Origin of the sequence: Kribbella sp. NPDC004536 (assembly GCF_042873835.1) — a bacterium.
GTDB lineage: Bacteria > Actinomycetota > Actinomycetes > Propionibacteriales > Kribbellaceae > Kribbella.
Genome location: NZ_JBIALY010000002.1, coordinates 1,659,341 through 1,679,796, shown reverse-complemented (window position 1 = coordinate 1,679,796; position 20,456 = coordinate 1,659,341). Strand labels below are relative to the sequence as shown.

General features: G+C 70.4%; 16 protein-coding genes. 13 read left to right on the top strand and 3 right to left on the bottom strand.

From position 1 onward, the window contains the following. Positions 1–102: 102 nt before the first annotated feature. The 3 genes from ACFYRU_RS22840 to ACFYRU_RS22830 are packed head-to-tail and all read right to left on the bottom strand — an operon-like array spanning position 103 to position 8,358. Positions 103–693: a hypothetical protein gene (locus ACFYRU_RS22840; protein ID WP_387662106.1), complete on the bottom strand. Its 591-nt coding sequence runs from the start codon at positions 691–693 to the stop codon at positions 103–105. 3 nt (positions 694–696) lie between these two features. Beyond that, positions 697–1,239, bottom strand: a complete 543-nt coding sequence (locus ACFYRU_RS22835; protein WP_387662104.1) for a hypothetical protein — start codon at positions 1,237–1,239, stop codon at positions 697–699. 24 nt (positions 1,240–1,263) lie between these two features. Next, a complete protein-coding gene (locus ACFYRU_RS22830; RefSeq protein WP_387662103.1) occupies positions 1,264–8,358 on the bottom strand; it encodes a hypothetical protein in 7,095 nt (2,364 codons plus the stop codon). A 150-nt stretch (positions 8,359–8,508) separates the two neighbouring features. On the opposite strand from ACFYRU_RS22830, the gene ACFYRU_RS22825 reads away from it, so the two are divergent. From ACFYRU_RS22825 to ACFYRU_RS22765, 13 genes are all read left to right on the top strand, one after another. Further along, positions 8,509–8,988 (top strand): hypothetical protein, encoded by a 480-nt coding sequence (locus ACFYRU_RS22825; protein WP_387662102.1) that lies wholly within the window; start codon positions 8,509–8,511, stop codon positions 8,986–8,988. A gap of 63 nt (positions 8,989–9,051) precedes the next feature. After that, the gene (locus tag ACFYRU_RS22820) at positions 9,052–9,789 is read left to right on the top strand and encodes a hypothetical protein (protein ID WP_387662100.1); all 738 of its coding nucleotides are present in this window, start codon (positions 9,052–9,054) and stop codon (positions 9,787–9,789) included. After that, positions 9,789–10,589 (top strand): hypothetical protein, encoded by an 801-nt coding sequence (locus ACFYRU_RS22815; RefSeq protein WP_387662098.1) that lies wholly within the window; start codon positions 9,789–9,791, stop codon positions 10,587–10,589. The genes ACFYRU_RS22820 and ACFYRU_RS22815 overlap by 1 nt, the downstream gene beginning before the upstream one ends. Then, a complete protein-coding gene (locus tag ACFYRU_RS22810; protein ID WP_387662096.1) occupies positions 10,586–11,896 on the top strand; it encodes a CpaF family protein in 1,311 nt (436 codons plus the stop codon). The genes ACFYRU_RS22815 and ACFYRU_RS22810 overlap by 4 nt, the downstream gene beginning before the upstream one ends. Positions 11,897–11,900: 4 nt before the next feature. Then, positions 11,901–12,806 carry a type II secretion system F family protein gene (locus tag ACFYRU_RS22805; protein ID WP_387662095.1) on the top strand — a complete coding sequence of 302 codons (906 nt, stop codon included), beginning with the start codon at positions 11,901–11,903 and terminating at the stop codon, positions 12,804–12,806. Then, positions 12,803–13,720: a type II secretion system F family protein gene (locus ACFYRU_RS22800; protein WP_387662093.1), complete on the top strand. Its 918-nt coding sequence runs from the start codon at positions 12,803–12,805 to the stop codon at positions 13,718–13,720. Before ACFYRU_RS22805 ends, ACFYRU_RS22800 begins: the two co-directional genes overlap by 4 nt. 100 nt (positions 13,721–13,820) lie before the next feature. Next, a complete protein-coding gene (locus tag ACFYRU_RS22795) occupies positions 13,821–14,042 on the top strand; it encodes a hypothetical protein (RefSeq protein WP_387662091.1) in 222 nt (73 codons plus the stop codon). 11 nt (positions 14,043–14,053) lie between these two features. Beyond that, the gene (locus ACFYRU_RS22790; protein ID WP_387662089.1) at positions 14,054–14,485 is read left to right on the top strand and encodes a TadE/TadG family type IV pilus assembly protein; all 432 of its coding nucleotides are present in this window, start codon (positions 14,054–14,056) and stop codon (positions 14,483–14,485) included. 11 nt (positions 14,486–14,496) lie between these two features. After that, entirely contained in the window at positions 14,497–14,913 is a 417-nt protein-coding gene (locus tag ACFYRU_RS22785) for a TadE/TadG family type IV pilus assembly protein (protein ID WP_387662087.1), read from the top strand. Beyond that, positions 14,900–15,655, top strand: coding sequence for a pilus assembly protein TadG-related protein (locus ACFYRU_RS22780; protein WP_387662085.1), 756 nt, complete (start codon positions 14,900–14,902; stop codon positions 15,653–15,655). The genes ACFYRU_RS22785 and ACFYRU_RS22780 overlap by 14 nt, the downstream gene beginning before the upstream one ends. A 13-nt stretch (positions 15,656–15,668) precedes the next feature. Further along, entirely contained in the window at positions 15,669–16,310 is a 642-nt protein-coding gene (locus ACFYRU_RS22775) for a hypothetical protein (protein WP_387662083.1), read from the top strand. Between the two features lie 108 nt (positions 16,311–16,418). Then, positions 16,419–17,351 (top strand): hypothetical protein, encoded by a 933-nt coding sequence (locus ACFYRU_RS22770; RefSeq protein WP_387662081.1) that lies wholly within the window; start codon positions 16,419–16,421, stop codon positions 17,349–17,351. A gap of 33 nt (positions 17,352–17,384) precedes the next feature. Then, positions 17,385–20,408: a hypothetical protein gene (locus ACFYRU_RS22765; RefSeq protein WP_387662080.1), complete on the top strand. Its 3,024-nt coding sequence runs from the start codon at positions 17,385–17,387 to the stop codon at positions 20,406–20,408. Positions 20,409–20,456 lie beyond the last annotated feature (48 nt).

The following is a 20,456-nucleotide window of genomic DNA, read 5'->3' as shown; positions in this document are numbered from 1 at the left end:
AGGCGTGCATCGGGTCGTGAGGCGGGAGATTAGCAACCGGATGTTCACTTTTTCGCCATGTTTCTCATCAAAAGAGCGGCGATTACTGCGGCAATTCTCACATCACGACGGGTTGTGGTACGCGCGGAAGTCCTCCAGCACCCCGCGGTAGTACTCCAGGTGCTCCTCCAGCCGCGCCCGCGTCAGCGCGTAGGGGTCCTGCGCCTTCACCCCCGCACCGAACTGCGACCACAGCTCCGCGTCCGGTACGTCGTCCGCGCCGTCGGGCAGGAACGCCATCGCCTGCTGGATCGCGTCCGCGGCGAGCTCCCAGCCGAGCTCGATGTAGTACCGCCGCTCACGCCCGGCCGGGTCGTCCCCGGCCGGCTTCGGCTCGCCGGCGTACGCCATCTGGTCCTCGAGCGCCCGGCGGCCGTACAGGTCCGCGACCCGCAGCCACTCGGCCGCGTCGATCAGCCGGGACCGGCCGAGGCCGAAGTGCGCGCCGGTCTGGATCGTCGTCTTCTCCGACACGTACGGGACGGTGAGCTCGCCGACCGGCGAACGATAGGTCCAGGCGTCGGCTCCCTCGATCATGTTCGTGCCGACCTTCAGCGGCGGCGCCGGTGACACCTGCTCGCCCGCGGGTGCGTTCTCGGCGATCCGCAGCGACACGTAGATCTCGGCTTCCCACAGGCTCCGCGCCATCAGCATCGGTTATCTCGCTCCCATTTCTCGTCCGCTGTCACGAGCCAGGTCGGCGTAGGTGTCCCGGGCCAGCAGCAACCGGTCCAGCCGGAAGCGGGCCGGCTCGGCGGCCCGGGCCGCCTGTCCGTCCGGTGTCCAGAACTCGTCCTCGGGTACGGCGTCGGCGCCGGGCGGGACGAACTTGATCACCTCGGCGACGGCGGCCTGTGCAATGGCGAGCACCATACCGGCTTCGGCGGGTTCGGGTGGTACCGCCGCGACGGCGCGTTCGGCGATGTCCAGCCATTGGCCGGCGTCGATGATCTCCGACGGCTCCGGTCCGCCGAACGTCGGCCAGCCATGCACCGGCGTCTCCCGCGCGGGCAACCCGAACAGGTACTCCCGCTCGGCCGCACAACCCGGGCAGGTCGCGGCGTAGCTCGACGCGAGCTCACCGTCGACGTCGACCAGCGCCTGTTGCCAGGGCGCCTCGTCCGCCCCGCAGTCCGGGCAGGGATGCAGTTCGAGGTAGAGCTGCGCCTCGTCCCGGGTCCGCGCCACCGCGAATGCCATCAGGGCCCCCAATTCGTCATCGGCTCACGGTCCGGCCAGCGACGGTCCGTGGCCGGTCGGTGCAATGGTCCGAGCTGTGGCGCCGGTGTGCGGCCGCGTCCCGTGGGTGGCCGGGTGCGCCATGGTTTCGGCCGTCGTGCCGAAGTCGAGACCCTTCAGGACGTCCCGCGGTACGCCGTTCGCGATCAGCGCCTCGGCCACCCGCGCGTTGAACGTCCCCGGCGGCGAGCTGTTGAACACCTCGCGGAGGTCGACGCGGCCCTCGGCCATCAACGCGATCCGCCGGTCCAGCCGCCCGAACGCGACACCAAAGCCGCCGTCGCGCTCGCCGCGCAGCACGCCCTGGTCCGAGGCCTCGTACGTCTGCTCGGTGCCGTCGGCCTGCTGCATCAGCAGTACCAGCTTCTGCACCTTGGCCTTCGCCTGGGCGATCAGGTCGACCAGCGGCCGGTACGGTTGGTACACGGCGCCGTTCTTGCCCTGCTGGTACTCGGTCGCGACGATGTCCGGCGGTCCGAAGTCCTCGGGCGCCGACTGCAGCCGCGCATCGGCGAGCGCGCTGTCGAGGTCGACGCCGCGCTCCAGCTGCTCGAGGATGGCGAGGAACTGGTGCTGGGGCATCCGGACGAACATCTGGCCGCTGGCCAGGCCCGGCAGCTCTCTGGACCTGCGGACGTCCGGTTCGCCGTGCCCCTGCTCGGTCGCCGTCTGGATCGTGGCGTCGAACGCGAGCGGCAGCCGTACCGTGACCAGCTGGCTGTCCAGGAACCTGCTCGTCTCGAGCCGGGTGCCGTTCGCGTCGGTCGAGCTCTCCTTGACCTGTTCACCGATCGACCCTCCGGCCCTCACCAGCGCGCCGTCGAGGCCACCGCTCACGGTCAGTGGCGTCAGCCGGTTGCTGGTGTGCGACGATCGGTACTTCTCCTCGTGACGCCACACGGTACCTGTCTGGCCCTCCACAGCGCGCCCATGCAGCTCGAAGCCGACCTTCCGTGCGCGCACGGACACGTACACCGTCGAGCGTCCGTTTCCGGGTTTCGTCATCGGTCGCAGGTTGATGCCGTCGCCGAGCAGCTCGTAGGTCTTCGACTTGAGCGCGGTCGGCCTCAGGCTCGTGTGCAGCAGATGCCGATGCGCTGCGACACCCTCCTCGCCCAGCTCTTCTTCCAGCTCGCCGGACAGCCTGGCCAGCAGCTCGTGCTGCCGGGCGTCACCGCGGCCGTGCACCGCGAGGCGAAGCGGGAACGCACCCTCCGGCAACTGGAACGGACGATGGTCGAGCGCCTGCTCCTGCTCGGACGCCGGGGTCCGGGCCGGCGGCGGGCCGTCCATCAGGTCGCCCTGCGGTATGTACTGGACCATCGTGGCGCGGACCTGCCGCGGCGCCGACACGCTGGTGATGTCGGCCGAGTCGATCTGGCCGAGCTTCCACCGGGCGCTGGCCTGCGCGGCCGCGCCGGCGTTGCGGATCCGGAAGACCTGGGTGGTGAACAGGATGTCCTGCTGCGTCCGCTTCTGGTCGAAATCACCCTCGCGGAGGATCCCGACGTTGGTCTCGCTGCTGCCCGCGCTGTTGGTCGTGGTCCGGTCCGTCGTCAGCCCGCCGGACCCGTCCCCGCCGAGGGCGGTACTGCCCTTGCCGTCGATCCCGCCGGTGATCGACACCGTGTGACCGGTCTGCCGGTCGATCGTCTCGTAGCCGTAGAGCTGGACGATGCCGCCGACCTCCTCCTTCGGGAGGTCGGAGCTGCCGTCGGGCTTGCTCGGGCCGTTGTCGACGGTGCGCGGGCCGACGTACTGCGCCTGCACCCGGACGATCAGCAGGTCCGGCCGGTCCTGGCCCTGGATCGGCACCTCGAGCGTTGCCTCGAAGGCGCCGGCGCCGAGCATGTCCTCGAGATGACCCTGGTAGCCCCGCGGGTCCAGGTCCACGTCGAGGTCGTCCTGCAGTTGCAGGCTGGCGGTCCGCAGGCCGGGCGCCAGTTCGTCGATCTGCGGCTGGACCAGCTCGCGCAGGTCGAGCATCCGGTCGCCGACCATGATCGACTCGATCTGCGAGGCGCCGAGGCTCTCGTCGTACGCCTCCGTGGCGTGCACCTCGCGCCGCTCGTCGGCGCGCTGCACGACCTGCTGGGTGGCTTGCTCGAACTGCTCGGCGTCACCGGCCGCCTGCGGTGCCGGGATCCGGCTCAGCCCGACCAGCTTCGCGGTCAGCCGCTCGGTCGTGTGCTCGGCGGCCAGGCCGGTGGTCACGCCGGCCTTCTCCTGCTGGTACCGGGTCAGCATCGCGGCCGCGGTCCGGTGGCTGATCGGGAGCCGGTCGTTCAGGTACCGCTCGGCGGCATCCGCCACCACCCACAAGGGCAGGTCGAGCTTGTTCCCGGCGTACAGCTCCAGCGCCCGCCGCTCGGCCATCGCCTTCTGCGCCAGGGCGTCCGGCAACGGGATCGACCCGATCACCTTGCCGTCGTGCACGATGTCCGCGGTCATCTCGTACCGCTCGACGAACTCGTGATGCGTGCCGGGGTTGATCAGCAGCCGCTCGTCACCGGTCGTCTCGCTGGTCGTCGTGGACTGCGCCCGGCCACCCGTCCGGCCGGCCGAGATCCCGCCGCTGCGCCCGGTGCCGTCGGCGTGCACCCCGCCGCCGCCCGCGGTGCCGCCGAACCCGCCGGCCGACGACGTGCCGGTGGTGGCGCCGACGTCGCTCATCGTGAAGTTGATGTCGAGGGTGTTCTGCTGGCTCATCGCAACGTGCGTCAGGCTGACCGCCTTGCCGCGGACCACGATGCGGTACTCCTCCGGCAGGATCGTGCGGTCCCGGAGCATGTGCACCGGGTTGCCCGGCGCCTTGACCACCGTGAACGGCAGCCGGAACTCGCCGTTCAGCCACTCGCGGTTCGCGCACAGACTGTCCGGCGACAGCGCGGCCTCCAACGCCGGCAGCGCGGTCGAATCGGCCCGGATCCCGGAGATAGCATCGCAGATCACCTCGGCGGGTCCGCGCCGGCGCGTCTGTCCCGGCAGCGGGTCCGCGGTGCCCGGATCGGCCGCGACCGGGATCGCCGCCTGGACGGCCGCGTCGTGCGGCGCCTTCGGGTTCTGCTCGTACACCGGGGTGCCGACCCGGGTCATCGCGCTGTCGTACGCGATCTCCATCCGGCCGTCGGCCTTCGCCAGCTCGACGTCGCCGCGGTCGGTGATCTCGGCGAACGTCATCAGGAACTTCTGGTTGACCAGGTCGACCGGCTGGGTCGACTGGTTCAGCGTCACCCGCTGCGCGCGCCGGCCGGCCGTCTGGCTGGTGTTCCGGCCGCGCGCGGTCCGGTTGCCGGTCAGCCCGAGCCGGCCCATCAAGCCGGCCATCCCGGCTGCCGGGCCGTGGGTGCCGCCGATGCCGGCCGACAACGGCAGTGCCTTGGACCGCCCGGACGTCCGCCCGGTGGCCCGCGAGCTGATGTTCAGCCGTACGTTGGTCTCGGACTCGGTCGCACCGGCACCCTCAGGCTTGAACTGCCCGAACTCGTCGTGCTCCTGCTCCAGCGACAACCGGAAGTTCCGCCAGCGCGGCGTACCCAGGCTGCCGTGGTCCTCGAGCGACACGATCAGGCCGCTCTGGCAGGCCTGGTTGATGCCGGCCTCGATCCGCGGCGCGCTGATCTGCTGGACGATCCGCTCCCGGTTCCGGCGCTGCACGTCGGTGCCTTCGGCGCCCGGCAGCGGAACCAGACCCATCTTCCCCAGTTGGGTCAGCGCCTTGCGCTGCAGCTCCTCGGCGCCCTGCAGCTTCCGCGGCAGGGCCTTGCCGATACCGCGCAACTGGTTCGGCCCGAAGCCCATCCAGGGCGGCATCTGCTGCGGCTGGGTCGTCGGCAGCGCGTCGCCGCGCAGCAGTACGTTGCCCTTGGCATCCGTCCGGACGTCACCGTTGTCGTCGAGCAGTACGGCGTTCTTGTCCGCGCGGGCGCCGACCCGGAGCAGGTCGTTCTCGGCGACCCGGAGCAGGGCGCTGCACTTGCCGGTCTCGACGATCGGCTGCGCCTTCGGGTCGTCGAGTCTGCGCAGTGTCGCGCGGACGTTCATCCCGACCAGGACGCCCTGGGTCGGGCCGTGGTTGCGGTGCACGCCCGGCGTGATCGCGGTCATGCTGACGTTCTGGCCGCCGGAGCGGGACACGTTGCGGCCGGCGGAGACGTTCGGCGAGAGGCTCACACCGCTGCCGCCGACGTTGTTGAGCACGGTCGCGGCGCCCAGCGGGTTCACCGCGTCGGCCTTGCCCGGGAAAGCCACAGTCCCGCTCACCGTGGCCGACGTACCGAACGTCTGGCTCGCGTTGACGCCGGCGAAGTCGACCAGCACCTCCTCCTGCCAGAGCTCGGTGCTGGACTCGCCGACCAGCTCGGCCCGGCTCCAGACCGGTTCGACCTCCCAGGTGAGTTCGTACTCGGACTCGCCGCCGGTCTGGATCCGCCGGGTGATGCCACCGGGCTGACTCATCTCCCGCAGCAGGCGGTACGAGTCGTTGATCATCAGGCCCGCGATCTGCTGGTACGCGACCCGGTCCAGGTCGCCGTACTGCTGCTGGGCCTTGCGTACCAGGCCGTCGGTGACGTCCTGCAGCCCGTCGATGCTGGTGACCGCGTGCCGCGGGAACTCGCCGGTGACCTGGGCACCGAAGCCGATGGCGTCCAGCGTCGCCGTCTCGGTCGGCGCCGGCACCGTGTACGCGCTGGACACCCAGGTCTGCTGCTTGCCCGCGTCCAGCGTCTCGACCGGCGACCACGGCTCGGTGGGGGAGTTGCGTACTTCGACCTCCCACGTGCCGGACCACTGGTACAGCAGCGATTCGCCGGAGTTCGCGTCCACCCAGCCGGACTGGTAGTGCGCTGTGGCGCCGCTGCTGTTGGCCAGGGTGCGGCCGCGGGACACGTCGATCCGCGGCGAGACGAGCTGCGCCGCGGCGTGCAGCGGCGTACCGACCGAAGCCAGGGCGAGGATCGGCTGCAGGCTCAGGCCGAAGTTCGCGCTGGTCGAGTGCGTGTCGGTGGTGCCGACGTTGGTACCGCCCTCGCCGAGCGTGCCGTGCTGCTGCTCGGCCAGCTCGTAGTCGCGGTCGGTCACCTCGCTGAGGTCCCGCGGCTTCAGCCGCAACCGGACTTGGGCCAACCGGTTGCTGCCGTCGTCCGGATCGTTGCCGACAGCAAACACCATGCCGCCGCCGGAGAGCAGCCGGCGGTACTCCGCGGCGGGCACCGGCAGCGGTCCGCGGGTGGGCAGCGGCCCGAGGCCGCGGGCAGCCAGGATCCGGTTGATGTCGCCGGTCGGCAGCTCCACCTCCTCGCCCGGTACACCGGTCATCAGCAGGTTCTTGACCGGCATCGCGCGGTCGAGGCTGCGCTCGTACGCCTGGACGTGGTTCTTCGCCGTACCGGCGAGCTCGGCGACCCGCGCCGGCGGTGCACCGTCGTCGAGCTCGGTCAGCAGTTCGCGGTACCGGTCCAGGGCCTGCTGTGCCGTGCCCGCCGCGTCCGTGTAACCGTCGGCGATCTGGGTGTGCCGGGCGGCCTTGGCCGTCGAGCCGGTGGCCGCGGCCCGCAGCTTGCGGGCGCGTTCGGGCGCGCCGAGGTCGCGTTGCCCGTCCTCCTCGACGGCGTCGGACTCGGCCTTCTCGGCCTCGAGGGTCGCGCCCCGCGAACTCTTCCGTTTGGTCTCGGCCTTGTCGCCGAGGTCCTTGACCGCGGCCTCGAGGGTCTCGATCTGCGTGACCACCTGGGTCCGCAGATGGGCCTGCGTGTTCGGCGCCGCGGTCGTCGCGGCCTGGACCCGCTCCGCCTCGCGGCCGAACTCGGCGGCCCGCTGGTCGACCTGTGGGCCGCCGGCCCAGGGGAGGGCGGGCTCGGCGCCGCCGTGGCGCCGGATGGTCCGGGCGAGTCCTTCCAGGTCGCGCTCGAGCTCCGGGAGGCTGCGGTCGCCGCTGAGCTGCCCGTACGTCAGGAACTCCGCACGGGCGTCGCGCCAGTCGCGGACCATCACCTGGAACATCGCTTCGTCGGCCTGCAGCCGGCGGTCGCGGCGTTCGTGGCCGAACAACGACTTGAGCCGGCCGAGGATGCCGCGCGGGCGTTCGGTGTCGCCCGCGGCGGACACCTGTGACAGCTGGGAGAGCTGCTGGGCCCAGACGGCGCGGAGCTGTGCGTCGGTGAGGCCGTCGGCGATGTGCAGTACGTGCGGGTTGCCCGCCGTACCGTTGCTCATCGTCGTGGACGCCAGCGCGCCGCGCGGGACGTTCCCGAGCTGGACCTGGACGTGCTGCGGGTCTTCAGTACCCCTCAGTTGCAGGACGGCCAACCCGGCCTGCACGTCCGGGCGCTCCGTCACGGAGGCGGCGATGTCGGCCTGGTTGATGGACCGGAGCACGTCGAGCACGTGCGTACCGGTCACCTGCGGTCCGGGACGCTCGGCGACGGTGAGCCCGGCGGCGCGAACCTGCCGGGTCCGCAGCCGCCTGCCGTCCACCCGGCGATGCCTGCCACCGACCGTCCGGCCACCCCGCCGGCCACCTGCCGTAGTAGTTGCCGTACTGGTTGCCGCCGGCGTCCGGGAGCCGAGGTACTCGGCCTCGCGGAAGATGTCGCTCGAGGCGGTGGTGATCGCCGAAGGCGCCGGGGGCTCCCCCGCGGCGGACAGCCGGGCGAGGCGCTCGGCGGCGGCCGGGTCGTTCGCGGACGCGCTGCTGAGGGCGACGCGCAGCATCGCCTCGGCCTCGGTCCGGCTGCCCGGGTCCAACCCTGGGCCACTCAGGTACCGGTCGATGGCGTCGGTCGCGCCGCGGCCGGGGTCCTGCTCGCGCGCGCGTGCGACGTCGGCACCGAGGATCGAAATCGCCTCCGCCGTGAGGCGGTCGTCGGCCACGCCCTGGGCCGCCCGCCGGGCGAGGTAGTCCTCCAGCGACTGCATGACCTCGGCCGCGAGCGTGTCGCGCCGGGACGTCAACCGGACGCGGCCGTCACGCAGCGGAACCGCCGACGGGTACAAGATCCCGAGGGCACGCCCGACCAGCAAGCGGGCCCGGTCCGTCGCGTTCGCGGCGGACACCATAGGTGTGGTCAGCCGAATCACCGCCTCCCCCTGCACAGAGGCCCGGTGATCACCAGTTGTCACCGGGACTCTCAGGTTCCGGAATGTAGCAAAGAATCGGTTACTTGCCAGCAACACGGAGCACACGAGCTGTTAACAATTTACGCCCTGTGTCCACCTAGGATCCGTTCCATGGCTGAGCGGCTCGGTGACTCGGAGTGGACGGTGAGCCAGGCCCGGGACCTGGTGCACAACCTGCGGCGGGTGGCGCCGGACGGCCCGGAGTACGACGGGATCGAGCTGTTCCTGGCGTTGTCCGAGTACCTGGACGAGTTGCACGGCACCGACCGTGACCGTGGGCGGTACGGGTTCGGCAGCTTCTACGAGGACGCCGCGCTCGACGAGTTGGCGGCCGCAGTACAGGCGGTTCGCGGGCCGGAAACCGCCTGGGACGCGAACTCGAACCGGATGGACCAGCCGGTGAACGCGGCCGTCACCTTGGCCGAGGGCCGCGAGCTGGTCGACTGGCTGGAAGGACGGCGGGAGTGGGAACGGCAGCTCGGCCTGAGCCTGCGGGCGCTGTACGCCTATCTAGACCAGTTGTACGGCGGTCCGGGACTGTTCAACCAGCTGCTCACACCGCGGGAGCGGGAGCGGGTCGCGGCCCGGTAACAGGGGTGGCACAGGACCGGCCTGCCGGCCCGATTGGTACCTCGCTGCCATTACGGTAGGCGCGTGAGTCTCTCGTCCTCCACGCGTACCTCTTCCCAAGGGTCCCGGGCTGCGGGCCGACCGTCGGGTGGTGGCTCGACCCGGCTGCCGACCGGCCGGGAAAGACGCCCGGCGCTGGCCGCCCTGGCGGTCATCCTGATCCTGCTCGGCGCCGCCGGGTCGGCGCTGATCGCGCTGAACAGCGGCAACCGCTCCGACTTCGTGGCGATCTCGGCCACCGCGCTCGCCCCTGGGCACAAGATCGAGGCCAAGGACTTCTCCCGCGGCGACCTGGCCGGCGCCACCGGCGGGCTGATCCCGTGGTCCCAGGCCGGCAAGTACGTCGGCCGGTACACGACCAGCTGGCTGTACAAGGACCAGTTCGTCACGCCGGCCAACTTCACCAAGGAAGGCGAGCAGCCGATCCCGATCGACGGAGCCCTGGTCGGTATCAGCCTGGACGCCGGGCACGCGCCGTCGGACGGCCTGCAGGTCGGCGACATGGTCTCGATCGTCCGGGTGCCCGCGGCCAACGAGGGCGGGTCCCCGGTCCCGCTGGTCACCGCCGCCGAGGTGACCTCGACAGCCGGTGCGATCACCGACAGCAAGACGAACGCGAACAGCTCGCTGAACATCACCGTGCTGGTTCCGTCCGCGAAGTTCAACACGGTCGCCGCAGCCGCCGCGGCGAAGACGCTCGTTGTCGGGAAGCTCGCGCCGGGCACCAAGCCGGAGGTCTCCCGCAACGGTGGGTCCAACTGATGGCACTGGTGGCACTGGCGAGCGCGAAGGGTTCTCCCGGCGTGACCACGGCCAGCCTGGTCTTCGGTGCGCTCTGGCCGCGGCAGGTGCTGCTGGCCGAGTGTGACCCGGCCGGCAGCGACGTGGCGATCCGGATGACCGGCCCGGCGGGCGCGGCGCTCAACTCCGACCGCGGCCTGGTCAGCCTGGCCGCGGCCAGCCGTAAAGGGCTCGGCGACGAGGTCATCCTCGCGCACAGCCAGCAGCTGGACGGCGGTCTCGACGTACTCCTCGGCGTCCGTTCGCCCGAGCAGGTCGGCGGGATGGGCGGACTGTGGCACCCGCTCGGCATCTCGTTCAACCAGATGCAGCACAGCGACGTACTGGCCGACTGCGGGCGGATCGGTGCGTCGTCACCGCAACTCCCGGTCGTCCAGTCCGCGCGTCTGGTCGTACTCGTCTGCACCGCGACAGGCTCGTCCGTCGCGCATCTGCGGGAGCGGCTGTCGACGTTGGTGCACCACGTCGACGCGCAACTCGGTGTGGTCGTGGTGGCCGACCCGAAGCAGCGCGACGGCGTGAAGCAGGTGTGGAGCGTGCTGGACGCGATGTCGCTGCCCGTACGGCACCGTTGGCACCTGGCGTACGACCCGGCGGGTGCGGCGTTCTTCGACGGGCGCGGCCACGGCCGGCTCGACAAGACCCAGCTGATCCGGTCCGCGTCCGTGATCACCGCGGAGATGGCCGCGCTCGTCTCCGCGCCACCGCCGCAGGACTTCGACATGGCGAACGCGGCGTTCCCGCCAGGGGATTACAGATGAGCGCGGACCAGGAGCTGGTCCGCCGGCTTCGGGTGCAGGTCGCCGAGCGGCTGAACGAGCAGCGCCGGCGCGACCAGGTGAACGGCGTACCGCCGATGAGCGCGGAGGACGAGCGCGAGTACGCCCGGTCGCTGATCGTGCAGGTGCTCGAGGACCACGCGCGGTACGAGCTGGCCGAGGGGCGGACGCCGCCGACGCCGGACGACGACGCGCAGATCGCCGGCGCGATCCACTCGGCGCTGTTCGGCGTCGGCCGGCTGCAGCCGCTGATCGACGACCCCGAGGTCGAGAACATCGACATCAACGGCTGCGACCAGGTCTTCGTGCAGTACGGCGACGGCCGCGAGGAGACGCCCGGCCCGGTGGCCGAGAGCGACGACGAACTGATCGAGCTGATCCAGGTGCTGGCCTCGCACGCGGGCCTGACCAGCCGCCCGTTCGACTCCGCGAACCCGCAGCTGGACCTGCGGCTGCCGGACGGCTCGCGGTTGTCCGCGGTGATGGGCGTGACCGCGCGCCCGGTGGTCTCGATCCGGCGCGCCCGGCTCGGCAAGGTGTTCCTCCGCGACCTCGTTGTCAACGGCACCATGACCGACGACGTCGGCTCGTTCCTGCGGGCGGCGGTCGCGGCCCGGAAGAACATCATGATCGCCGGCGCGACGAACTCCGGGAAGACGACCCTGCTGCGTGCGCTGGCCAACGAGATCCAGCCGCACGAGCGGCTGATCACCGTCGAGCGGTCGCTGGAGCTCGGCCTGGGGGAGTTCAAGGACCTGCACCCGAACGTGGTCGCGTTCGAGGAACGGCTGCCGAACTCCGAAGGCGTCGGCGAGGTCACGATGGCCGACCTGGTCCGGCGGTCGCTGCGGATGAACCCGTCCCGGGTCATCGTCGGTGAGGTGCTCGGCGACGAGATCGTCACGATGCTGAACGCGATGAGCCAGGGTAACGACGGCTCGCTGTCGACGATCCACTCGAACAGCTCGATGGAGGTGTTCAACCGGATCAGTACGTACGCCATCCAGGCGATGGAGCGGTTGCCGATGGACGCCACCCAGATGCTGATCGCGGGCGCGCTCGACTTCGTCGTGTTCGTGCGGCGGCACAACGACTACCAGCGCGGTGGCGGCGTCAGCCGGTACATCGAGAGCATCCGCGAGGTGACCGGCTGGGACGGCCGGGTGCTGTCCGGCGAGGTGTTCGCGCCCGGCCCGGACGGCCGCGCCGCGGCGCACGCGCCGATCGCCTGCATGGACGAACTCGAACACTTCGGCTACCAGCCCCTCGTCCACGGAACCTGGGCGTGATCCTGTGAGCATCGAAACGCTGGGGGCGCTGATCTGCGGTGCGGTGGTGGGCGGTGCGATCCTGCTGCTGATCGTCGCGATCCGCGGCACCGAGCCCAAGGACGAGACGCCGTCGCTGTTCCGCGACCGGAGCGCCGAGAACCGGAAGAACCTGATCCGGTTCGGCGCCGGGCTCGCGGTCGGCCTGCTCGTCCTGGTGGTCACCCGCTGGCTGGTGCTGGCCGTCGCGCTCGGCCTGCTGGCCGTGATGGCGGACCGCTTCTTCGGCGGTACCGGTGAGGAACGCCGCGCGATCGAACGCCTGGACGCGCTCGCCACCTGGACCGAGGCGCTGCGCGACACCATCGCCGGCGCGGTCGGCCTGGAACAGGCCATCCCGGCCACCGCGGTGAACGCGGCACCGGCGATCAAGCCGAGCCTGAACCTGCTGGTCGACCGGCTGCGGATCCGCGAACCGTTGCCGTCGGCCCTGATGCGGTTCGCCGACGACCTGGACGACCCGTCCGCCGACCTGATCGTCGCGGCCCTGGTACTGAACGCCCGGCTCCGCGGCCCCGGTCTGCGCGAGGTGCTCAGCGCGCTCGCCGACTCGGCCCGCGAGGAACTCGACGTCCGCCGGAAGGTCGCCGCCGAACGGCGTTCCACCCGGCGCAGTGTGCAGGTCGTGGTCGCGATCACGCTGATCATGGCGGCGGGCCTGGTGCTGTTCAACCCGACGTACATGGCGCCGTACCGCGGCTTCATCGGGCAGATCGTGCTCGCGATCGTGATCGGCCTGTACGCGATCGGCCTGCTCTGGCTGCGGCGGCTGGCGAAGATCGAGGTGCCGGAACGGTTCCTGATCGGCATGAACAAGGACCACGGGCACAACCGGCCGGGTGACGAGCGGATGGAGGTGGTGAGCGGATGACGTGGGCTTTCATCACCGGCGGCATCGCCGGACTCGGTGTGTACGTGCTGGTGCGGATGTTCATCAAGCCGCGGGCCAACGTACTGTCGACGATCGCGCGGATCGACGCCGGCCGTGGCGGGTACACCAGTGCGACCACGAGCGCGGCCGGGGAGCGGGTGCTCGGTGGCGTGGACCGGGCCCGCGAGTCGCTCGGCCGCCGGCTGGAGCTGGAGGCGAACGCGCGCGGCTGGGCGTTCGGCAAGCTGCGCCGGGACCTCGCGGTGATGAACCAGCCGTTCGCCGCGATGCTTGCCACCAAGGTGCTGTTCGCGCTCGGCGCGCTGGTCTTCATCCCGATCGTGCTGTTCCTCTTCTCCGCGATCGGGCTGACCGCTCCGGGCTTCTCGCCGGCGATCGTGACGCTCGCGTTCATGGCGCTGGCGTTCTTCCTGCCGGACCTGGCCCTGCGTCAGCAGGCGGAGAAGCGGCGCCGGGACTTCCGGCACGTGGTCGGCAGCTTCCTGGACCTGGTCGCGATGAACCTGGCCGGCGGCCGCGGTCTGCCCGAGGCGCTGATGACCGCGTCCACGATCGGCGAGCACTGGGCGATGGCCCGGATCCGGCAGGCGCTCGCGAACGCGCGGCTGATCGGCATCACGCCGTGGGACGCGATGGCCCGGCTCGGCGAGGACCTCGGTGTCGAGGAACTCCGCGACCTGGCGTCGGCGCTCGCGCTGGCCGGTGACGAAGGCGCGAAGATCCGCTCGTCGCTGCTCGCCCGGGCCGCGTCGCTGCGCCGCAAGGAGCTGGCCGACGTGGAAGGCAAGGCGGGTGAGCGGTCCCAGTCCATGCTGGTCGCCCAGCTCGTCATGATCGCGGCGTTCTTCCTGTTCCTGGCCTTCCCGGCCGGGGTGGCCATCCTGGGAAGTTAGGCCGAACAGTGATCAGGGCACGGGATCCGATGGGCGGAATGGTCCGTCCGACACTGCATACTGAGGCCTGCCTCGACCTCACGATCTGAAAGGCAATCAGATGACCTCCTCGGAGTTGACGTTCTGGCGCACGATGGCCGGCTACGCGGTGGCGCGTGCCCAGGCCCAGCGCGCTCGCGCCAAGCAGGGCCCGACCGAGCTCGGCGCCTCCGCGCTGGAGTGGGCGATCATCTCGGGCATCCTGGTCGTCGCCGCGCTGGCGATCGGCGCCGTGGTGAAGGCCGTGATCAGCAAGCACACCGCGGACATCAACCAGGGCTGACGGACACACCGATGCGGCTGGGGTGGAAGAAGGTACGGCGGAGACGCTCGGAACGGGGGGTCAGCACGCTGGAGCTGGCGATCCTCGCGCCGATGATCCTCGCGCTGATCTTCATGTCCATCCAGACCGCGCTGTGGCTGTACGGACGATCCGTCGCGCTGAACGCGGCCCAGGAGGGCGTCTCGCGCCTGCGGCTCGTCCAGCCGCCGGTCTACACGCCGGCGGTGGGGGAGAAGGTCCGCGCGGACATCGAGTCCTACGCCCAGCAGTTGGGCGGTACGACGCTGCAGCACGCGAGCGTGCCGTTCCCGGAGTACAACAATCCGCAAGGCATGGTGTCGTTCACCGTCACGGGCGACACTGTCTCGCTGGTCCCCGGTCTGAACCTGACCGTGACCCAGACCGCGACCGGACCGATCGAGCAGTTCCAGGCGGACAAGTGAGGGTACGTTCGATGCGGGAGCGCGGGACGATGGCGCTCGAGATGGTGATCCTGGCGCCGGTGCTGCTCGCGCTGTTCATGTTCCTGCTCGCCTGCGGCCGGTACTTCCAGACCTCGTCGCAGCTGGAGGGCGCGGCCCGCGACGGCGCCCGCGGCGCGAGCCAGTCGCGTTCGGCCCAGGAGGCGCAAGGACGGGTCGACCAGGCCGTCTCGGACGCGATGGGGCATGCGGTCAAGTCCTGCAAGGAGACTGCTGCCGGCTCGCTGACCACCGGATTCGTTGCCGGGCAGCCGTTGTCGGTCGAGGTCACGTGCACGATCAACTACCGCGACCTGGGCCTGCTCGGCCTCGGTGGCGACACCACGATCACCAAGCGCTTCACGTCGTCCCTCGATCCGTACCGGGGGGTGCGCGGTGACGGGTCGTAGGTCGCGGGTCGTCGACTTCTTCCGGATCGATGCCCCGCGCAACCATCGGCTGTTCTCCCGGGGTGCGCTGAGCCCGGCGGTCGCGATCCTCGCGGTCATGATCTTCACCCTCGCCGGCCTGGTCATCGACGGCGGCCGGCAGTTGGGCGCCCGCTCGCGCGCGGTCGGGTACGCACAGGAAGCCGCCCGCGTCGGCGCCGCCGCGATCCAGCTGAACTCGGCCGAGGCGAAGATCGACACCACCAAGGCCACGACCGCGATCGCCGGCTTCTGCGGCCAGGTCCAGTCGAACGACCCGACCGTGACCGCCTGCGGCCCGACCACCCTGACCGAGAAGGAAGTCGACATCCAGGTCGCCATCCAGAACAAGACCACGTTCCTCGGCCTGATCGGCAAACAGTCCCTGAAAGCCGTAGGCACCGGCCAGGCCCACCCCGAACAAGGCATCGACAAAGCCGACGACAGCCCCAGCGTCCCCCCGATCGTGGTCAACCCAACCACCGACGGCCCCGGCAACATCCCGATCACCACGGCGCAGCCGCCGACGATCGACCTGCCGTGCCCGACCTGGACCGTCGGCTCACCGACCCCGACCTGGACGCTGTCGCCGTTCCCGTTCCCCGCGACCTGCTCGCCGAACGTCACCCCGTCACCGACCGACAAACCGGACCCGTCCGGCACACCGCCGACCGGTCCGTCGGAACCGCCCACCACCACCAAGAGCAAGCCGCCGGGGCGCTAGGAGGATTCTGTTCGTGCGTAGGTTTGCCATTCCCGCCGCGCTGGTCGGCGTACTGCTGTTGAGTGCCTGCGGCAAGGACTCGAACGACGGCGGTCTGCCGCAACCGGCCGGCGAGTCCGGTACGACGACATCGTCGAGCACCCCGTCCGCGGGTCCGAGCCAACCGACCAGTGCGCCGACCCTGCCCGCCACCACCACGCAGCCGACCGCGCCCGCCGCGAAACAGGTCATCGTCCAGGCCGGGAACTACGCGTCCAACCCCGCCGTCCAAGGGCTCGTGACCAGCTACCCGCTCTACTTCAAGGCCCTCGTCGACCGCGACGACACGATCCTGAAGCAGCGCTTCCCGTCGTTCTTCTACGCGGACGTGGCCCAGGGCATCGCCGACGCGAAGCGGAACGGCTGGGTGATGAAGCCGCCGGGGAGCGTGGTCGTCGTCGGTGCGCACAGTACGAAGGACGGCACCGTCGCCGTGCAGACGTGCCGCTCGCAGACCACCCAGTACTGGGACCCGAAGGCGCGGAACTGGACCGTCGTGACGCCCAAAGGGTCACCCGAGGTGATCGAGATGGTACAGACCGGCATGGGTTGGCTCCCGTACCGGCTGGCAACGAGCAAGGGCGTGAACTGCGCCGGAGTGCATTATCCGGCCTAGATCGGTACCACGGAATTCAGGTTGCGAAGAGGTGACGGGGTACTGGGCAACGGGCATGATGCCCCTGGTCGAAGATAATCTGCGCGTAGACGAGTCTGGGGAGTGAGGATGCACAACCGGGTAGCCCGCACATTGCTCGCCTTGAGTGCCGTACTCGCACTGCTCCTGGTCACCCCTGCAACCACGGCCTCCGCGGACACCATCACGACAGGCAACTCCGTCTGCAGCATGTACGTGAACTCCATCGGCTTCGGCTCGTACTGCAGCTCCGGTGCGCCCTACCTCGGCGACGGATCGCCGCCGCCGACCTGGCGGGACCGCCTCGACGGCAAGCCGTTCGTGCCGTGCCGCAACTTCGACATCCCGCCCGGCATCCGGCTGCCACAAGCGCCCGAGGGCAAGAAGTGGGTGCTCCGGGTCACGATCACCGGCTACGACCTCGACACGTACAACGGCGGCAAGAACGCGCACCTCGAGCGCGCCTACATGCCGGTCGACGCGGCTGAGGAAGCCCAGTGCCCGTTCCCGGACTACATGAAGCAGTTCTGGTACCGGTTCGACACCAACTACCCGGATCCCGCGCTGCAGATCATGCCGACGTTCACGCCGCGGGTGAACGTTCCGGCGTACTTCACGCTGACGCCGCTGACGTCGGAGGTCTACGAGATCGACGGTACGACCAGCAGCTACTTCAGCCCGGGGCACAACCTGACGATGCGCGGCATGGTCGTGAACCTGAAGATCGACCCGGGTGACGGTACGGCTCCGTTCGACTGCAAGACCGGAGTCACTCCGCTGGACAATCCGACCGGGTACGACCCGACGAAGGATCCGTACAACCAGATCAACCCGTGCAAGCACATCTACAAGAAGTCCAGCGCGAGTCAGCCGGACGCGATGTACACCGTGAAGCTGACGATCACCTGGGAGGTGTCGTACTGGATCGGCAAGGACCAGGGTGGCTGGCACCCGATCGGGCAGGCGGAGGTCCACGCCGTACAGCGACTGCCTGTGCAGGAAGTCGAGGCCATCGGTGGATGACGTGGTGGCTGATGGTGGGGGTATGGAGGAGCGATGGTAAGGACCAATGATCCGGTGCAGGCGGCTCGGTTGCCGCAGCGGCGGGTGGGGAGTCCGGGCGCGGACCGGCTGAAGGGCTTCGTCGCGCTGCTCGCGATCCTCGCGATCGTCGGCGGGGTGCCGTACGTGCTGCTGCGGTTCTTCGGTACGCCGTGGCCGGACAAGATGCCCAGCAAGAGCATGCTGTTCAGCGAGCTGAGCATCGAGACCGTGCTGGGCATCATCGCGTTCTTCATCTGGATCGCCTGGCTGCACTTCGTGATCTGCCTGATCGCGGAAGCGGTCGCGGAGGTCCGCGGTCACGGCCTGTCCCCGCGGGTCCCGCTCGGCGGCGGTTCGCAGGTACTGGCGCGCCGCCTGATCGGCACCGTCGTACTGATCGCCGCCGGCGCGGGTGTCAGCCTGCCCGTGGCAAGCGCGGTGACGACGAGCGGCCCGGCCGCTCCCACCTCGGTGACCGCGCGGCACAGCGGCGGGGACTCGGCGGCGTCGCAGTTCCGCCAGACCGAGGCGTCCAGCACGATCCTCACCGGCAACAACCAGCACGCGAAGAAGACCACCACCGGCGTACGCACGAACCACGACCACAAGGGTCAGGTCATCAAGTACACCGAGGTCCGTCCGCCGCACGGCCGCAACTACGACTGCCTGTGGGACATCGCGGAGCGCCACCTCGGCGACGGTCGCCGGTACAAGGAGATCTACGACCTCAACAAGAACAAGCTGCAGCCGGACGGCCGCCGGCTGACCAACCCGGACCTGATCATGCCGGGCTGGCAGGTACGCCTCCCGGCTGACGCCAAGGGCCCGGGCGTGCACACGGTCCGGGTGAGCGTCGGTGACCACACGACGACGTCCACCACCGAGACCAAGACGACGACCAGGCCGACCGAGACCAAGACGACCGAGACCAAGACGGCCACGAAGCCGAAGGTCACGGTCGACCACAAACACGAGTCGAAGACCAGCGGCCCGGGCCGGTTCTCCGAGCAAGGCACCGAGAAGGGTTCCTCGCTCGGCATCGTCAGTTCGACCACGGATCCGGGAGCGAAGAACGCGAAGCCGACCGGGCCGAACGTGATCGCCGAGCCGCACGTCCCGGGTGCCGGGACGAACGAGCAGGGCGAACCGGCCGGTGGCGGCACGCAGGTGCCGGTCGCGGTTCCGGTCGAGGCGCACAGCGGGATCAGCCTGCAGGAGGCCGGGATCTTCGGCTTCGGGGCGACGCTGCTCGCGGCCGGCCTGGCGCTGGCGCTGAAGCGGCGCCGCGGCTGGGCGCAGGGCCCGGGTCCGAAGGCGGCCGGTCAGCGGCAGACCGAGATCGACCTGCGGCTGGCGGCCGACGTACCGACCGCGCAGTTCGTGGACAACTCGCTGCGCAAGCTCGGCGCGGACATGACCCAGCTGAGCCGGCCGATGCCGAAGGTGGTCGCCGCGCTGGTGACCGACCGGGCGCTGACGCTGGTCCTGGACCCGTACGAGGCGCAGCCCGCCCCGCCCGGTCCGTGGCAGGCGATTGCCGAAGGCACCCGTTGGACGCTGCGCCGGGCGTACGCCCCGAACGCCGACGTGAACGCGCCCGCGCCGTACCCGACGCTGGTCACCGTCGGCCAGAACGCGGACGGTGCGACCGTACTGATCGACCTCGACACCGCGAACGGGATCGTCGCGTTCGGCGGCGTCACCAACGCCTCCCGCGACGTGGTGGGTTCGCTGGCCGTCGAGCTGGCCACCAACCTGTGGTCCGAAGGCGCGCACATCAGCATGGTCGGATTCGGTGACGACCTGTCGTCGCTGGCGCCGGCCCGGCTGAGCTACTGGGTCCGGCTGGACGACGCGATGGCCGAGGTCGTCCGCCGTACCGAGGCCCAGGTCCAGGCCTGCCAACGGCGGGACACCGGCTCGGTTTCCGAGGCCCGGATGACGCATCCGGACGCGGCGCTGTGGGGTTCGGAGATCATCTTCCTGTCGGCGCCGCCGTCGCCGGAGGAGGAGGACCAGCTGAACCGGCTGGCCGCGGACGCCAAGCGGAGCATCTCGGTGGTCGTGGTCGGCGACGTACTGAACTCGCCGTGGCGGTTCGTGGTGGACGAGAAGAACCAGGCCGTCTGCCGGCTGCTCGGACTCGAGGTCGACGCGCACAGCGTCAACCCGGAGCAGTTCGCGGACCTGGTCCAGCTGTTCGACGCGGCCGAGGCGGACGCCCGGGACAAGCGCCGTTCGGAGCAGGACATGCCGGCGTACGAGTTCTCGACCACCGATCTGAGCCAGCCGGCCCCGGTCGAGGTCGACCTGCTCGGCCCGGTCGAGGTGGACGCCCGCGGGGCGATCGACGAAGGCCGGATCGCGCTGTCCACGGAGATCGTCGCGTTCCTGGCCAGCCAGGACTACGGCGTCCACCCGAACGTGCTCGCCGGTGCGATCTGGCCGCGTGGCATCAGCCAGGAGCTGCGCGACTCGGCGCTCGAGCACACCCGCCGCTGGGTCGGCGTGGACGCGATGTACGCCGACGAGTCCGGCCGCTGGATGCTGAACCGCAGCGTGGTCCGGGTCGACTGGGACGTGTTCCGTACGCTGGCCAAGCAGGCCTCGATGGTGGACGACCCGCGCGGCCCGCTGTCCACGGCGCTCAGCCTGGTGCACGGCCCCGCCTGGTCGAACCTGCCCGGCGGCCGCTACTCATGGCTCGCCGCGTCCGGGATCGAACGCCGGATGGTCGAGGCCGTCGTCGACGCCGCCCTGCGGCTCGCCGAGGCGTCCCTCAGCCACAACGACGGCAACCTCGCCCGCACGGCGCTGCAGACCGGCCTGAGCTTCTCGCCGGCCTCCGAGGAGCTGTGGCGCGCCACCCTCCGCCTCGCGTCCCACTTCGGTACGACTGCCGACGTCACCAACGTCGCCGGCCAGATGTACGCCGCCCTCACCAAACACAGCGGCCCCCGCGGCCCCGAAGCCGAAACCGACGCCCTCGTCGACGAACTCCTCCCCGGCTACCACCGCCCCGCCCAGGTCGCCTGACACACAACAAACAACCGCCCTGCACTCAATGCGCGAGTGCAGGGCGGT

Bases quoted from the DNA above. Each gene is read 5' to 3' on its own strand.
- ACFYRU_RS22825 (WP_387662102.1), top strand. From the start codon at position 8,509: ATGGCTGAGCGGCTCGGTGACTCGGAGTGGACGGTGAGCCAGGCCCGG.
- ACFYRU_RS22840 (WP_387662106.1), bottom strand. From the start codon at position 693: ATGCTGATGGCGCGGAGCCTGTGGGAAGCCGAGATCTACGTGTCGCTG.
- ACFYRU_RS22765 (WP_387662080.1), top strand. From the start codon at position 17,385: ATGGTAAGGACCAATGATCCGGTGCAGGCGGCTCGGTTGCCGCAGCGG.
- ACFYRU_RS22835 (WP_387662104.1), bottom strand. From the start codon at position 1,239: ATGGCATTCGCGGTGGCGCGGACCCGGGACGAGGCGCAGCTCTACCTC.
- ACFYRU_RS22800 (WP_387662093.1), top strand. From the start codon at position 12,803: ATGACGTGGGCTTTCATCACCGGCGGCATCGCCGGACTCGGTGTGTAC.
- ACFYRU_RS22790 (WP_387662089.1), top strand. From the start codon at position 14,054: ATGCGGCTGGGGTGGAAGAAGGTACGGCGGAGACGCTCGGAACGGGGG.
- ACFYRU_RS22785 (WP_387662087.1), top strand. From the start codon at position 14,497: ATGCGGGAGCGCGGGACGATGGCGCTCGAGATGGTGATCCTGGCGCCG.
- ACFYRU_RS22795 (WP_387662091.1), top strand. From the start codon at position 13,821: ATGACCTCCTCGGAGTTGACGTTCTGGCGCACGATGGCCGGCTACGCG.
- ACFYRU_RS22770 (WP_387662081.1), top strand. From the start codon at position 16,419: ATGCACAACCGGGTAGCCCGCACATTGCTCGCCTTGAGTGCCGTACTC.
- ACFYRU_RS22810 (WP_387662096.1), top strand. From the start codon at position 10,586: ATGAGCGCGGACCAGGAGCTGGTCCGCCGGCTTCGGGTGCAGGTCGCC.
- ACFYRU_RS22815 (WP_387662098.1), top strand. From the start codon at position 9,789: ATGGCACTGGTGGCACTGGCGAGCGCGAAGGGTTCTCCCGGCGTGACC.